15 protein-coding genes are annotated in these 15,221 nt (G+C 63.0%); 4 read left to right on the forward strand and 11 right to left on the reverse strand.

Annotation, left to right across the window (positions count from 1 at the left end; all coding sequences use genetic code 11):
- Positions 1-77: 77 nt before the first annotated feature.
- Positions 78-1,277 (forward strand): hypothetical protein, encoded by a 1,200-nt coding sequence (locus tag LMTR13_RS33425; protein WP_065731469.1) that lies wholly within the window; start codon positions 78-80, stop codon positions 1,275-1,277.
- A 187-nt stretch (positions 1,278-1,464) separates the two neighbouring features.
- Here LMTR13_RS33425 and LMTR13_RS33430 read toward each other — a convergent pair whose 3' ends face one another.
- Both LMTR13_RS33430 and LMTR13_RS33435 read right to left on the reverse strand, forming a co-directional pair.
- Positions 1,465-1,935, reverse strand: a complete 471-nt coding sequence (locus LMTR13_RS33430) for an SgcJ/EcaC family oxidoreductase (RefSeq protein WP_083219331.1) — start codon at positions 1,933-1,935, stop codon at positions 1,465-1,467.
- A gap of 68 nt (positions 1,936-2,003) precedes the next feature.
- Positions 2,004-2,462, reverse strand: a complete 459-nt coding sequence (locus LMTR13_RS33435) for a cupin domain-containing protein (protein WP_065731471.1) — start codon at positions 2,460-2,462, stop codon at positions 2,004-2,006.
- Between the two features lie 465 nt (positions 2,463-2,927).
- On the opposite strand from LMTR13_RS33435, the gene LMTR13_RS33440 reads away from it, so the two are divergent.
- Complete coding sequence (locus LMTR13_RS33440; RefSeq protein WP_156795889.1) at positions 2,928-3,494, forward strand: hypothetical protein; 567 nt, start codon at positions 2,928-2,930, stop codon at positions 3,492-3,494.
- 13 nt (positions 3,495-3,507) lie between these two features.
- Here the strand turns inward: LMTR13_RS33440 and LMTR13_RS33445 are convergent, their stop codons facing one another.
- Positions 3,508-3,921, reverse strand: coding sequence for an META domain-containing protein (locus tag LMTR13_RS33445; RefSeq protein ID WP_065731473.1), 414 nt, complete (start codon positions 3,919-3,921; stop codon positions 3,508-3,510).
- 271 nt (positions 3,922-4,192) lie between these two features.
- Between LMTR13_RS33445 and LMTR13_RS33450 the strand changes: the two genes are divergently transcribed.
- Entirely contained in the window at positions 4,193-5,935 is a 1,743-nt protein-coding gene (locus tag LMTR13_RS33450) for an ABC transporter ATP-binding protein/permease (protein ID WP_065731474.1), read from the forward strand.
- A gap of 23 nt (positions 5,936-5,958) precedes the next feature.
- On the opposite strand, the gene LMTR13_RS33455 is transcribed toward LMTR13_RS33450, so the two are convergent.
- From LMTR13_RS33455 to LMTR13_RS33480, 6 genes are all read right to left on the reverse strand, one after another.
- The gene (locus LMTR13_RS33455) at positions 5,959-6,471 is read right to left on the reverse strand and encodes an HPP family protein (protein ID WP_065731475.1); all 513 of its coding nucleotides are present in this window, start codon (positions 6,469-6,471) and stop codon (positions 5,959-5,961) included.
- A gap of 68 nt (positions 6,472-6,539) precedes the next feature.
- Positions 6,540-7,529 (reverse strand): TorF family putative porin, encoded by a 990-nt coding sequence (locus LMTR13_RS33460; protein WP_065733176.1) that lies wholly within the window; start codon positions 7,527-7,529, stop codon positions 6,540-6,542.
- A gap of 406 nt (positions 7,530-7,935) precedes the next feature.
- The gene (locus LMTR13_RS33465; protein WP_065731476.1) at positions 7,936-8,301 is read right to left on the reverse strand and encodes a histone; all 366 of its coding nucleotides are present in this window, start codon (positions 8,299-8,301) and stop codon (positions 7,936-7,938) included.
- Positions 8,302-8,515: 214 nt separating this feature from the next.
- Positions 8,516-9,826 carry a glycolate oxidase subunit GlcF gene (glcF, locus tag LMTR13_RS33470; RefSeq protein ID WP_065731477.1) on the reverse strand — a complete coding sequence of 437 codons (1,311 nt, stop codon included), beginning with the start codon at positions 9,824-9,826 and terminating at the stop codon, positions 8,516-8,518.
- A complete protein-coding gene (locus LMTR13_RS33475; protein WP_065733177.1) occupies positions 9,823-11,061 on the reverse strand; it encodes an FAD-binding protein in 1,239 nt (412 codons plus the stop codon). Before LMTR13_RS33475 ends, glcF begins: the two co-directional genes overlap by 4 nt.
- A gap of 148 nt (positions 11,062-11,209) precedes the next feature.
- The gene (locus LMTR13_RS33480) at positions 11,210-12,703 is read right to left on the reverse strand and encodes an FAD-linked oxidase C-terminal domain-containing protein (RefSeq protein WP_065731478.1); all 1,494 of its coding nucleotides are present in this window, start codon (positions 12,701-12,703) and stop codon (positions 11,210-11,212) included.
- 226 nt (positions 12,704-12,929) lie between these two features.
- Between LMTR13_RS33480 and cycA the strand changes: the two genes are divergently transcribed.
- Positions 12,930-13,322, forward strand: a complete 393-nt coding sequence (gene cycA / locus LMTR13_RS33485; protein WP_065731479.1) for a cytochrome c-550 CycA — start codon at positions 12,930-12,932, stop codon at positions 13,320-13,322.
- Positions 13,323-13,576: 254 nt separating this feature from the next.
- Here cycA and LMTR13_RS33490 read toward each other — a convergent pair whose 3' ends face one another.
- Both LMTR13_RS33490 and LMTR13_RS33495 read right to left on the reverse strand, forming a co-directional pair.
- Entirely contained in the window at positions 13,577-13,870 is a 294-nt protein-coding gene (locus tag LMTR13_RS33490; protein ID WP_057841446.1) for an antibiotic biosynthesis monooxygenase, read from the reverse strand.
- A 125-nt stretch (positions 13,871-13,995) separates the two neighbouring features.
- The gene (locus LMTR13_RS33495) at positions 13,996-14,961 is read right to left on the reverse strand and encodes an alpha/beta fold hydrolase (RefSeq protein ID WP_065731480.1); all 966 of its coding nucleotides are present in this window, start codon (positions 14,959-14,961) and stop codon (positions 13,996-13,998) included.
- Positions 14,962-15,221 lie beyond the last annotated feature (260 nt).

The raw sequence follows: 15,221 nt of genomic DNA on the forward strand, positions 1-15,221 counted from the left end.
ATGTGCTTGGCTCGAAAACGCTGTCGGGGTTTGCTACTTACGACCCCTGCCGATTCCATCGTTTCAGGGAATTTCATATGCGCGCGCGCTTCCTTCTCCTGCTCGGTCTGATCACGGTCTCCCCGAGCCTCGCTTTCGCCCAGATGAAACTTCCCTCCAAGACGGCGCCGGGCGCCACCGAGACGCGCTATTTCACCGCGATCGACGGCCTGATGGACGGCAACGCCGACGTCATCCTGAAGGAAACCCGCCAGGGCAAGAACGTCACCGCTGCTACCCTCGACGTCTGCTACCCCGCCACGAAGGGCGCCGACCGCAAGGACCGCTTCGTCGCCAACCTCACCGTCAGCGGCCAGAACCTGACCGGCACCACGCAGAGCCTCGGCGACAAGCTACCGGTTTCCGTCAAGCTGGTGCGCAAGCCTGTCGGCGACACCTTCGAATTCCGCGGCCAGATCAGCATCGGCCAGACCGTGACCGAAGTGACCTCGACCGACAATTCCGATCTCAGCGAGAAGGAATTTCTGGACAACCAGACCAGCGACGACGGCATTACGCCGGCGCCGAAGGATTTTACCGACGTGTCGCCGGAAACGATCGGCGTGCGGGTCAAGCTCGACGCCGCGCTGGATTTCCTCAAGAGCCTGAAGGGCGAGGCCGTCGAGGTCGGGCTCTCCAGCCTTTCGATCTCCTGCGATGCGCTGCGCGCCGGCGAGCAGACCATCAACCTCACGGCCGATCCGGAACGCGCCGCGGCGCTGATTGCAAAGGCCAAATCGATGCCAGGCGTGGTGGCCGCGGGATGGACCAGCGGCTCCGTCGAAATGGACCGCACCATCCGTTTTGCCGCGGCCGATTGGCGCGATGGCGACAAGATCAACAGGGAGAAGATCGCGTCGGCCATTTCAGGCGTGCTCGCAAAAACGCTTGCCGCCAAGGCCGCGGGCGCCGAGTGGGACGCCAACACCGGAAAACTGACACTGAGCTTCAAGCGGCCGAGCCCGATCTATCCCGCACTCGCGCTGACCGAAACCGTCGAGGTAACCGCGCTGGTCTCGCCGGATAAACCGGGCGCCACCGATCGGCTGATGCTTTGGATCTCGAGCCCTGTGATCACGACCGCGGATGAAGGCGCAGGCCCAAAACTGAATTTATCGGAAGAGTCCACCGGCGACGAGGAAGGCGGCGAGCCGAAGGACGACAACGGCTCGCTCGAAGCGCTGGCGAAAGAGTTCAAGGGCCAGCGCTGGGATGCCGACAGGAGTGTGTGGAAGTAACGCGGTTTTCGGCGTGTGAAGAAATTGCGTGGAAAAACCGCCCCAGCTCTGGCGTTTTCGAGCGAACCGGACACGCGGTTCGCGTGAAGAAACCGCATCAAAACAAGAATCTAGGGCCCGGTTCTGATTCAATCAGAACCGGACTCCAGTGTTGGTCCGCGTTCGCGCCGCGAGACATCGAGGCCAGCTACCTCGAGGTTGATGGCATGGCCGAGGAATGGTGGTCGACGATCAGCCAACGCTGGCCGTTCTTGACATAGGTGAAGCTGTAGCGCGCGGGCAAGGTCTTCGTCTCGCCATCCTTCACATAAGAGAACGTGTAGTAGCCGGTATTGACCGCTGCATTGCCGTACACGCGGATCAGTTGATCGCCGAAGGTTACCTTGAGGCTGGGCAGAACCTTGAAGGCGCCCACGAAATAGTCTCGTAGCGCCGCCCGGTCGGAGCGCACGGTCGGCGACAGTGTGCCCCAGAGCACGGCATCGTCCGAATAGAGCGGCAACACCTTTTCGGGATCGCCTTCGCCAAGAACCTGCCCCCATCCCGAAGTCGCCGCCGCCACTTCCGCCTTCGGCTCGGCCAAGGCGCTGGAGCCAAGCGACAACACCACCATGCACAGGGCAAGTGCTGCGCTCGCCAATTTTGGAGAAGATTGCATGACATCCTCCCTTGTGAGTATCGTGCAGACAAGTGTCCGCTTGAGACGGCCTCTTGCAATGCAAGCGGCTACTGTTTGCGCGGATCGTCAGCCGGATTGATGTAATCGATGCCACCAGGGCCGATAAATTGGACTTGAAGTATCCCTTCCTCGTTTCCGGTCCAGGCGTAGTGCGAGTGTCTTGCGGGGTACACCCATAGCGAGCCTGGCTTCAGCAGATCACCCTTCTTTTCGAATTTATCACCATGGCTGCTGCCGACGTCACCGCTTATGACTGTAACAACTTCGGAATAGGGATGCGTATGCGGAGGCATCTGGAAGTTAGGTGGAAACTTGATGCGCAAGACAACGACCTCGCCCGCTTTCGTCGGATCACCGACCAGGGTCGCAATCTGAACGCCCTTCGGAAAGGCTGGATTATCCTTCCAGGTGAGCGTATCGGGCATCACCCGGACCTCGGTATTTTGGGCCATTGCCGGAATGGAGAGCGCAATCAAACCGGTCGCCGTTAGCAGCAACTTTTTCATGCGAGTTCCTCCCAAGCTGTATGCAGCAAGAGACGCAAATCGCAATGGGCGGTCAGTTATGGGGACTGGAGTGAAGCCTCGCGCCACGATGTTGCGTGCGTCACACGAGAAAAACTACATCATCAGCGAAGGGCGAACCACAAGTCAGAGATGCTGACTTAATAGGTTGCCAAAGAGGTCGGTGTCCGCTTTGGGTCCTTCGCGTCGTACGGTTCGACGCCAATGGCCCAGACGAACATCTTTCCTGTCAACCGAGCTCGCTGCAGCACTTCGTTCGCCAGGTTGTTAAGACTCGATTCAGTTTAAAGGAACATCATCGGCTAGTTGAACCTGGGTCATACCATGCAAGACCGCGAGCCGAGTACCGTTGAAAGCATCTTGTCGGGGAATGTGGTTGACGGGCTGGGACCACGGCAACCGGAGAGCCTGTGGAATTTCCTCAAATCTGATCGCGATGAAATCTTGGTGGTGCGGGAGTCCTTTCATGACCGGGCGCGCTCCGCTTTGCTGGTCACCGCGGCAGTAGTGGCAAGCTTTGGGCTGGGATGGGCCGGCGGCCTGAGCTGGCCCGAAGTGGCAGGCACGCTCGGCCTTGAAACGGTTGCGCAGAAGGAAGCGCCCGCGCCGCGCATTGCCGAAGCACGGTCGAGCGGCAAGATCGAAGGCACCCGAAAGACCGCATCCACCTCAGACTCGCCCGCCATTGTCGGAAGCATTCCCAAGCCATCCGCCCTGTTGTCGGGTAGTGCACGCCCGGCTGCGGGCCCGACCTCCCAGGTGAATGTGGCCCCCTCGGCGATTGCGATGCGGCCGCAGCCTTTGGTGGCGGCGCCGGAAACGAAGCCAACGACCATTGCAGGCTGGACGGTTGTCGATGTTCGGGATGGGACCGCCGTTCTCGAAGGTCCCGACGGTATCAGGATGGCTGCGCGCGGCGACACCATTCCCGGAATCGGACGTGTCGAATCGATCGTGCGCTGGGGCGGCCGTTGGGTCGTTGCAACCGCCAGCGGCCTGATTGCGACCCCCTGACTGAATTCCCGACCTAGTTCGTGTTGATGCGGAAGCGCAGCGTTTTCGCGCCGACGAACGACACGAAATCGCCCTGCCGCTTCCAGGTGCCCGCCTCGGCGAGCGCTGCGATCAATTCGTCATCCTGCTGCGCGCGATCCGGCGGACAGGTGCGGTTCTCCATCGCGCCGGGAACGAAGATCACGGTGTTGCCGGCGACCGAAAACTGGCCCTTGCCGCCCTTACACCAGAGTTCCAGTACCACCTCGCCCTTGTCGCCGATCTCGAGATTGGGAATCCGCTTCGACCCGCGCTGACGATCCACGTCGAGCGTCATTTCCGAGCCGAACGGAAAACCGTCATCGGCGAGCGCCGGGCTGAGATGAAGTGCGGCGGTGATCAGCAGAATTGATGCCGCCGGCTTCGACATGCGCGCGAATGAAATCATGCAACCTCTCAAGCGTTCAACACCGCGCGCCGTTCTATTGAACAACGATGTGATTGGCTAGCTGCCCGGCACGGCGAATTGGGCACTGCCGAATCGCTCACATCCTCGCGAAGTGGCCTGCCGTCCCGCGCCGTTGTGAAGATGCCAGGGTTGACTTCAACACCGGGACACGCCAACGCTGACCGCGGCACCCCGTGTGGCCTAGCCCCGTAAAATCACCAATTGTCCCGATTTTTCAGGCCTTTGAGGCCCTCCCCGGAGACGGCAATCTGTGAAAAACCTTCGCTCGACACTCGCCACCGTGTGGCGCATCGCCATCCCGTATTTTCGCTCCGAAGACAAATGGGCCGGCCGCGGCCTGCTCGCCGCGGTGATCGCCATCGAGCTCGCCATCGTCGGCATCAATGTCCTGATCAATCAGTGGAACAGCCGTTTCTACAACGCACTGCAAGAGCGTAACTGGGACTCGTTCGTCAGCGAGATCATCTATTTCAGTGTCCTTGCCGCCGCTTTTATTCTGCTGGCGGTCTATCAGCTCTATCTCAATCAATGGCTGCAGATCCGCTGGCGGCGCTGGATGACCGCGCACTATCTCGCTGACTGGCTGCACGAGGCGAACCATTACCGGATGCAGCTTCAAGGCGACGCCGCCGACAACCCCGACCAGCGCATGACCGAAGACGTCAAGCTGTTCGTCGATCGCACCCTCAACATCGGCGTCGGCCTGTTGAGCTCGATCGTCACGATAGCATCCTTCGTTACGATCCTGTGGGGGCTTTCCAACGCGGCGCCGCTGCACATGTTCGGGCAGGACATTGCCATCCCCGGTTACCTCGTCTGGGGCGCGCTGATCTATTCGGTACTCGGCACCATCCTGACCCATCTGATCGGCTGGCCGCTGGTCGGCATCGACTTCCGACAGCAACAATACGAAGCGGATTTCCGTTTCAACCTGGTGCGCGTGCGGGAAAATTCAGAACAGATCGCACTGTTGAACGGAGAAGCCGCGGAGCGCGAACGCCTGCTCGTTCGCTTCGGACGCGTGGTGGAGAACTGGCTCGCCATCATGAGCCGAACCAAGAAGGTGACGGCGTTCACGGCCAGCTACAATCAGGCTTCGGTGATCTTTCCCTATGTGCTGGTGGCGCCGGCCTACTTCGCGCAGAAGATCCAGCTCGGTGGCATGATGCAGACCGCATCGGCGTTTTCGAACGTGCAGGGCGCGCTGTCGTTCTTCATCACCATCTATCGCCAACTGGCGGAGTGGCAGGCTGTGGTCAATCGCCTCGACGGGTTCGAGGCAGGGATCGTGGCGGCGGGCGAACTGGCAACCCGCAAGGAGAGGATTCACGTCGTCAACGCGGGCGACGGCGCCATCGACCTCAAGGATTTGACGCTGCGTCTGCCGAACGGAACGCCGCTGGTGAACGCGGACGGATTCAGCTTGCGCAGAGGCGAGCGTACGTTGCTGACGGGCCCGTCGGGCTCCGGCAAATCCACGCTGTTCCGCGCCATCGCCGGCATCTGGCCGTTCGGCTCCGGCTCGATCGCCGTACCGGCGGGGGCGACCTTGATGATGCTGCCGCAGCGGCCGTATTTCCCGACCGGAACGCTGCAAGCAGCGATCGAATACCCCGCCAAGGAAGGCGCGTTCACGCCCGCTCAGATCAGCCAGACGCTGGAATTAGTGGGATTGCCGAAGCTCGCGTCGCAACTCGATGAGCACGGGCACTGGAATCGAACGCTGTCGCTCGGAGAGCAGCAGCGCCTTGGCCTGGCGCGGGCGTTGTTGCATGTGCCGCAATACCTGTTCCTCGACGAGGCGACGGCGTCACTCGACGAACCTTCGGAAGCGGCGCTGTATCGCCTGCTCGAAGCTAAATTGCCGGCGACCACCATCATCTCGATCGGCCATCGTTCGACGCTCGATGCCTTCCACGATCGCAATGTCGTGCTTGCCCGCGCCGGAGACGGATTCGCGCTTCAGGACAGCAAGAGCGCCGCCGCGTCGTAGGCCCCGGATGCAGCGAATATCTCCTACAACCAGCGCCGCGGCCATGGCTGGCGGCGCACCCAGCGGTGCCAGAGATAGGAGAAGGCGGTCAACAGCAGCGCGCCGGCCAGCACTGGCGCCAGCAGGAATGTCCAGGGCAGATTGCCCGAGACCACCAGCAGCGGATTGATGCCTGCCGGCGGGTGAAAGGTCCCGGTGACGTACATCGCCAGAATCGAGAGGCCGACGGCGGCCGCCGCTGCCCAGGCCTGCGGTCCCGTCAGCTTCAGCACGGCGAGGCCGACGAGGGCCGACACCACATGACCGCCGATCAGGGCGCGCGGCTGCGCCGGCGCCACGTCGGGCGATCCGATCACCAGCACGATCGAGGTGGCGAACGGAATTACCGCGAGCGGATAATGCGCGGCGAACGAAAACCACTCCATGATGCCGATGGCGATCGCGCCGCCGAGGCCCGCGACCGCGCCCGCCAGGACATTACGGTGATCGTTGCGGGAGATCGCTTTACGCGCCGCGCTGCGCCAATCTCGCTTCATCGCTCCACCCAAAAGAAAAGGGGGCGACAGATCGCTCTGCCGCCCCCTTCGTCTTCGACAGGAAGATCTTACTTCAGGTTGGTCATCGCGGTCAGGTCGGCCGAGAGCTTGACGATACCGGCGGCGCCGCACCACTTGGAGCCGACGCCAGACGGATTGATTGGCGTGAAGCTGCCGTTGAACGTCGCGGTATGGTCGCTCGTGAAGGCGTTACAATCGCCCTGAGACAGGTTGGTGTCGGAGTAACGGAAGTCCAGCGTGAACACCTTGTAGGTGAAGCCAATGCCGACGTTCCAAGTGTTGTAATCGGCATAGTTGATGCCGTTCGGGAACGCAGGAACGCCGTAGAATGAGTCTGACGTGCCGAGCCACTGGCGACCGAACTCGCCTGACACATACATGCCGATGCCGCTGGCGCCGAACCAGGCGCTCGGCGCGATCGCCTTGCCGACGATCGAAGCATAGGTGCCTTCGGCGCCGGTGTTCAGGAAGTTCGGCGAATAATAGACGTTGCCGCCGAGCGAGAAGTTGTCGTTGAAGGTGTAGTTCACCTTGCCGTAGACCTCGAAGAAGTCGAGGTCCTTCTTGATGACGTTGCCGTTAAGCAGGGCATTGACCTGGCATTCGTTGCTGAGCGGCACGCCCGCAGTGTCAGTTGCCGCACCGTAGTGGCAGGTGCCGCCCGGATAGAGGTAGCCCCAGGCGCCGACGTCGAAGGCGAAGGCGCCGAACGTCGCACGGATACCGCCGTAAGCGTCAATTTCAGCGGCGGCACGGTTGGCGAAAGAGATGCTTGCGCCGGCCACGCCGACGTAGAGCTGGACGTCCTTGGTGACGTTGTAGCGCGGCTCGAAATAGGCGCTGACCGAAGGCTTGTGGTTGGACTGGGTAATGCCGCGGAAGACGTAGTCGTTGGTGATCGCGCTGCCGAAGGCGACATCCCAGGGATCGAACGCGACCGGCGGCGGCGCCTTGACGGCCTTGTAAGCCATGTCCGCCGCGAGAGCCGAACCCGAAACCATTGCCAGCGCCGTTGCCAACAAAGCCACTTTCTTCATGTCGATCCCCATCACCCTTCTAGACAGTCCCGTTCCGGCGCCCCCCAGGGCAAGCGATAACCGACTGCGGCCAAATGTCTTAACGTGGTCACAGAGTGGGCCGCGGCGTCATGGTCGTGAAGCAAAAAAGTCAAGCAGGTGCCGCCTTTTTAGGCGTTTGTGACGTTTCCCGAAATCTTCTCCGCGCGTGTTGCATTCTCACAACAATTTTACAGGTTCCCGGACCGCGCCGGCAGCGTGCATGACCCGAAAAGTTGGCATCGGCGACACACCGGAGGGTGGCGCTTACGAATCAACCTCCCCGTGAAGTGCCGCTCCGGCCGCTTCGCCAGTCCTTTCGACAGCCGTAACGAAAAGGCCGCAGCGGTGACGCTGCGGCCTCGAAACATCGGTCTCGGCGAGCGACCTAGTGCTGGTCGCCACCGTTCGAGGAGCTCGAACTCCACGAGGGGTTGGACGGCTCCGGAGAAGCCCAGCTCGGCGCAGGCTCGGGCTCAGGCGTCGCCATCGCCGGCTCCGCCTTGGGAGCGGCGGGCTTGGCAGCCGCTTTCCTTTTCCTGGCCGGGCTCTTCTTTGCGGCCTTCGGCGCGGCCTTCGACTTCTTGGCCGCCTTCTTGGCGGATTTCTTCGCCGACTTCTTGGCGGATTTCTTGGCGCCCTTCTTCGCCGATTTCTTCGCAGCCTTCTTCGCCGACTTCTTCTTCGCCGCTACGGCCTTCTTGGCCTTCTTGGACTTTTTAGCCTTCTTCGCCTTCTTACTCTTCTTCGCCATCGTGGTCCTCCTGTTGCGCCTGTCCATGTCGAGCGCTTCGATAGTCCGCAGGCTAGACCGGGACGACACTTCTTCGAAGTGCCCTCCTGCTCCATCCTTGTCTGGCATGATCTCGGGCGAGACGCTTCGCGCGCCTGTCCCGAGGAAAACCGAATGCCGATCCGCTATAGAAGCGCGGAGCAGGCTTTCCGGTTCATGCCCAAGGGCCGATCGATCAATTCAATCCTGGCCTGGGACCTCCCGTCGCCCAATCGAGAAGCTCAATCGTGTGCACCACAGGAACTGACGTACCGCCGGCAATTTGCACCATGCACCCAATGTTGCCTGCAGCGATCATGTCCGGTTTGACTGTCGCAATGTTGGCGACCTTTCGATCGCGCAACCTGCTCGCAATGTCGGGCTGGAGAATGTTGTAGGTCCCCGCCGAACCGCAACACAAATGGCTCTCAGGCACATCTTTCACCACGAATCCATTCTTGGAAAGCAATTCTTTCGGAAGCCCTGTGATTTTCTGTCCATGCTGCAGCGAACAGGCGGAGTGATAGGCGACGGTGACGTCGCCTTTCTGGCTCGATGGCGCGAGCGCGATGCCGGCGACATACTCGGTGATATCCTTTGCCAGCGCAGAGATTTGCGCTGCGGGGCTAGCGAAATCGCGATCCTCCCGCAGCATGAAACCATAGTCCTTGATGACCGTGCCGCAGCCCGAGGCCGTGATCAGGATGGCGTCGAGGCCGCCTTGTTCCGCTTCCTTTTTCCACACCTTGATGTTGGCCCGCGCCCGCGCCAGCGCGTCGCCGTCCTGCCCGAGGTGGTGGGTGAGCGCGCCGCAGCATTGCTCGTCCCTGACGAGGACGACCTCGATGCCGTGGCGCGTCAGGAGATTGATGGCGGCCTGGTTGATGCGTGGCGCCAGCACCTGCTGGGCGCAGCCCTGCAGCAGCGCGACACGCCCGCGCTTCTCGCCCTGGGCCGGAAACACGCTGCCGCCCGAGGGGCCCGGCGGGGGAAGGCTGTTCGGCGCGAGCGCCAGCATCGCCTTGATCCGCCGCATCAGGCCGGGGGTCGCGTCCGCCTTCGCCGGTAGCAGGGCCGCGAAGGGACGGGCAAGCCGCGCCATGATCATGCTGGTGCGAAACAGGCCTGGCCGCGGCAGCACGAGCGCCAGCACCGCGCGCAAGGCCCGCTCGGCCAGCGGCCGCGAATAGTCCTTCTCGATCCGGACCCGCGCCTGATCGACCAGATGCATGTAGTGCACGCCGGACGGACAGGTGGTCATGCAGGCAAGGCAGGAAAGGCAGCGGTCGATATGCTTGACCACCTCCGCCGTCGGCGGCTTGTCCTTTTCCAGCATCTCCTTGATCAGGTAGATGCGCCCGCGCGGGCTGTCGAGTTCGTCGCCGAGCAGCACATAGGTCGGACAGGTCGCGGTGCAGAAGCCGCAATGCACGCAGGCGCGCAGGATCTTGTCGGCTTCGGCGATGTCGGGATCGGCGAGCTGGGCCAGTGAAAAATCGGTCTTCATGCCGCAGACCCCTTCACCATCCGGCCGCGGTTGAGGATGATCTTCGGATCGAAGCTGTTGCGCACGCGCTCGCTCAGCGCCGCGACGCCGCCGGATTGCGGATGGAAGACGTCGACATTTCGCCTGGTCGCCTCGGGCGCGCGGATCAGCGAGGCGTGGCCGCCGGCCGCCTCGACGCGCCGACGCACCATCGCGGCCAGCGCGTCCGGCTTGGGCGGCAACGCCGCCCAGATCAGCCCGCCGCCCCAATCATAGATCACGTCGCCCCCTGTCTCGCGCGCCAGCGCCTGCCCGAGCGCGCCGCCGGATGCCGGCGGACAGACGATCCGCCACACCGGCCAGGCGCCGAGCGCGCCGCTTGCGGCGAAAGGCTGGACGTCGCGGATCGCGCTCCAGAGTGTTGCCGAGGCAGCGTCCTCAAGCATTTCCACCGCCCCGAACGGCGCGAGCGTCTTGCCCAGCGACGTGGCGCGATCCGCGACCGAAGCCGCGATGCCTTCGAGCCGCAACAGCGTGACCGCCCGCCCCTCGGACGCCAAGTCCGCAAGCGCGCCGGTCGCGGGGCGGAACGCCGAATTCGGCAGGTGCGCCGCGCCCGAGACGTCGAACGGCGAGCCGAGCGCCGCCGTCATCGCCCGGTTCGCGGCCACATCGTCGAGGCCTGCGAGCACCAGCGTGCGCTCGCTCTCAGGTCTAGGCATCACCTTCAGCGTGACTTCCGTCATCACCGCCAGCGTGCCCCACGATCCCGTCAGGAGCTTGCAGAGATCGTAGCCGGTGACGTTCTTCACCACCCGTCCGCCGGTCTTGAAGCTGTCGCCGAAGCCGGACACCGCATGCGCGCCGAGCAGGTGATCGCGGGCGCCGCCGGCCTTGATGCGGCGCGGACCGGCAAGGCCTGAGCCGATCATGCCGCCGATCGTGCCGCTACCGGATACGCCTGTCAGCGCCGACGTATCGATCGGCTCGAAGGCGAATTGCTGGCTCTTGGAATCGATCAGCGACTGCACGTCGGCGAGCGGCGCGCCCGCCTGCACCGTGATGATCAGCTCGTTCGGCTCATAGGAGGTGACGGCATTGAGCGCCGAGACGTCGAGCACCGCGTTGGTCGCCATCGGCTGGCCGATCAGCCGCTTGGTGCCATGGCCGATAATCTCCAGCGGCTGCTCGCTGGCGATCGCAGCGCGTACGACTTCTTCGACGTCGTTGGCGTCACGTACTTTCAGGGTGTCCACGCTTTCAAACCTGCACTTTGTCGTCATCGTCCGCGAAGGCGGACGATCCAGTAATCGCAACCGTCGAGCATGAAAATCGGCGGCGCGGAATCCTGGATACCCCGCCTTCGCGGGGTATGACGATTGAAGGATTGGGCTACGGTCATACTCAGAACCTCGGCAAATCCGGAAACGCCAGCTTGCCGCCGTGCACGTGCATGCGGCCGAGTTCGGCGCAGCGGTGCAGCGTCGGGAACACTTTTCCCGGGTTGAGCAGGCCCCGCGCGTCGAAGGCGCATTTCAGGCGCTGCTGCTGGTTGAGGTCGATTTCGGAAAACATCTCGCCCATCAGGTCGCGCTTCTCGATGCCGACACCATGTTCGCCGGTCAGCACACCGCCGAATTCGACGCAGGCCCGCAGGATGTCGGCGCCGAAAGCTTCCGCCCGCTCGATCTCGCCGGGCTTGTTGGCGTCGTAAAGGATCAACGGGTGCAGATTGCCGTCGCCGGCGTGAAACACGTTGGCGACGCCGAGCTGGTATTTTTCCGAGAGGTCGCGGATGCGCGCCAGCGCCTTCGGCAGCGCACCGCGCGGGATGGTGCCGTCCATGCAGAGATAGTCGGGCGAAATCCGTCCCACCGCCGGAAACGCCGCCTTGCGGCCGGCCCAGAACAGATTGCGCTCGGCCTCGGACGTCGAAATCTGGCAACTCGTCGAGCCGCAGCCTTGCGCGATCGCCTCGACCCGCTTGATCAATTCGTCGACCTCCACGCCCGGACCATCGAGTTCGATGATCAGAAGCGCCTCGACGTCGAGCGGATAGCCGGCGTGAACAAACGCTTCGGCGGCGTGGATCGCCGGCTTGTCCATCATTTCCATGCCGCCGGGAATGATGCCGGCGCCGATGATCCGTGCCACGCATTCGCCGGCTGCCTCGACCTCGGCAAAGCCGACCATCAGAGCGCGGGCCGTCTCCGGCTTCTGCAGGATTCGCACCGTGATCTCGGTGATCACGCCGAGCAGGCCCTCTGAGCCCGTGATGATGCCCATCAGGTCGTAACCTGCGTTTTCGGCCGCCTTGCCGCCGATCCTCAATATCTCGCCCGACATCAGCACGATCTCGCAGCCGAGCACGTTGTTGGTGGTCATGCCGTATTTCAGGCAATGCACGCCGCCGGAATTCTCCGCGACATTGCCGCCGATCGAGCAGGCGATCTGCGAGGAAGGATCGGGCGCGTAGTAGAAGCCGGCATGCGCCACCGCCTGGCTGATGGCGAGGTTGGTGACGCCGGGCTCGGTCACCACCACGCGGTTGTCGAAATCGATCTCGCGGATGCGCTTGAACTTGCCCAGGCCCAGCAGCACGCCGTCCACAAGCGGCAGCGCGCCGCCGGACAGCGACGTGCCGGAGCCGCGCGGCACCACCTTGATGCCCTGTTCGAAGCAGTATTTGAGGACCCTGGATACCTGTTCGGTGGTATCGGGCAGCACCACGACCATCGGCGGCTGCCGGTAGGCGGTGAGACCATCGGACTCATAGGCCAGCATCTCGGCCGCGCTGTCGATCACGCCCTCGCCCGGCACGATCGCGCGAAGAGCGGCGACGATGGCCTCCCGGCGTTCCAGAACCGCCTGATCGGAAGCCGGCATCATGATGGCCATGCGAATCCTCCAGGCCCGGCGAATAACGATTTGTGGTGGTAAATCAAGCACGTCTACCAAGATTTGGGTAGGCCATCCGAAGGTCGGATTGCCAACGCCTCAAACGATCAGTTCTCTCTGGGACAAGTCGGCAATGGTGAAACCTGTCAAAGTTTCGTGGCTTGTCCAATCCAAGCGGGCCTGCCACAAGAAATCCGCCTCTCTGGGAAGAAACGAAGAGCACCACATGAAAATATCGACTTTGACCGCCCTGGTCGTCGTTACCTCATTGGCCGCGGCATCGGGCGCGCTGGCGCAGGACGCCGCCGCGGGCAAGACCTCGTTCAACAAATGCCTGGCCTGCCATGCGATCGGCGAAGGCGCCAAGAACAAGGTCGGCCCGGTACTGAACGGGCTCGATGGCCGCAAGTCCGGTACCATCGAGGGTTATTCCTATTCGGAAGCCAACAAGAACTCCGGCATCACCTGGGGCAAGGATGTGTTCCTCGAATACATCAAGGACCCTAGGGCAAAGATTCCCGGCACCAAGATGATCTTCGCCGGCATCAAGAACGAGAAAGAAGCCGGCGATCTCTGGGCCTATGTCTCCTCGTTCGACAAGGACGGGAAGCAGAAGTGAAAGCTGCCCTCGTGCTCGAATCCATCGAGCACCTGAGTCGGCCTCTGGCGTTATCTTTACCCTCCCCTGGAGGGGGAGGGTCGGCTCACATGGAGCGCAGCGGAATGTGAGACGGGGTGGGGTGATCTCTCCACTCGGTCACTGTTGGCTGTGGAGAGACCGTCACCCCACCCCGCCGCTACGCGGCGACCCTCCCCTCCAGGGGTGGGTGAAAGATGCAGCCCTGCTCTGATTGAGAGAGCACTCACCCCCGTTCAAGCCAACGTGTGGACGATCACCGGCCCTGCCGTCGCGGTGGCCGGCCCGGTCAACAGCGGCGCCAGGTCGTGCTCGATCCACGCCAGCGCGCGCTTGTTGGATTCTTCGGCGGCGGCAAAGTTGTTGAACAGGCTGATCGCGATCACCGTATCGTCGGGCGCGTAGACCACATAGTAGCCCATGAAGCCTTCGACGCCGCTGATGACGGGAATCGCGCCCTCCTTGATCCTGCGTGTCAGTTCTTCGGCCTTGCCGGCCTTGGCCTTGCCCTGACGGATTGCGGCGTACATGGGGCCCTCCCTCGAAGGTAAGCTGCCCGATAGCGCGACTGCTTAAGGTTCATCCCTGGCGGGCGAGCAGCGGAATCCCGCGTGCCGATCGTATCTCATCCGATGCCGTCAGGCCACGCGCACGCTCAAGGCGCTGCCGCGGCCGCCACACTCGGCGCCAATGCGCCGATCATCGCCTCGATTTCCGCAGTGACGAGATCGGGAACCGCATGCTGGATCATGTGACCGACGCCCGGCAGCACGATCAGTTTCACGTTGGGTGCAGCCGCCGCGAACGGCCGGGAGTGGATGTTGGTCGACACCGTCTTGTCGGCGTCGCCGGCGATGATGGTGACGGGCGCCTTGATCTCGCCGTAGCGCGGCGCCTGCTCGGCCACCGCCGCCTTCAGCGTCACCAGATCGCGCGCATTGGCGATGAATTCGCGCGGCCGCAGCAACAGCGGCGTGGCGGAGTTTTTGACAAAACCGTCCGGCATCGTCTGGGGCAGGAAGACGCCGCGCGCGCCCGAATCCGCCAGCAGCAGTCCGAGCGGCAGTGTGACGGTGTAGGCGAACAGCGGGCCGACCACCGGCATGGCGATCAGTTTGTTGTAGCGCCCGACGCCGCCGGGCCAGGGATAGGCCACTGGTGCCAGCATCACCAGGCCGGCGACGGCCTGTGGATAATCCAGCGCGATGCGCGCCCCGAGCGCGCCGGCCCAGGAATGCACCACGAAGATCGCGCTGCCGACGCCGAGCTTGGCCAGCGCCTCGCCGATCATGCGGGCCTGAATTTCAGGCGTGGAGTCCTCAAGGCGGGCGCGGGTGCTCCAGCCATGCCCGGGACGGTCGATCAGGATCACGCGGTGCTTTTCGGCAAGCCGCTCCCCGACCGGCTGCCGCATCACTTCGAGATTGGAACTGGCGCCGTGCAACATCACGATCGGCGGACCGGCCGCATCGCGGGGGCCGATATCGACGATGTGAAGCGCCCCGCCTGCCACCTCGACCATCCTGCCCTGGGCCGGATGGGCGCGCTGCGCAAGAAAAACGCCGATTTGCGTGATCAGCGCCAGCAAAACCAGCGCTGCCACCACAATCACCACCACCATCGAGAATTTCCGGCTGATTCTTGGCACCAGCGAGCTACGGCCCCGGCCGGCGCAGGTTTCGGACGTTGTCCACAGGGGGCCGACCCTGTGGATAGCGGGGTCATACTGACGTCATCAGCAAATTTGTACAGTGACGTTGCCACTTTTGCCATGTGTGCGCGTGCCTGATTGGGGGGTAGCCAGGCGCCTGCACTGTACCCAACATCCACAGGAACAGGGACGCTCACTACAAATTGTTCCAGCGTATCATCGGAGGACTA

This window comes from Bradyrhizobium icense, from assembly GCF_001693385.1.
In the GTDB taxonomy this organism is placed as follows: Bacteria; Pseudomonadota; Alphaproteobacteria; order Rhizobiales; family Xanthobacteraceae; genus Bradyrhizobium; species Bradyrhizobium icense.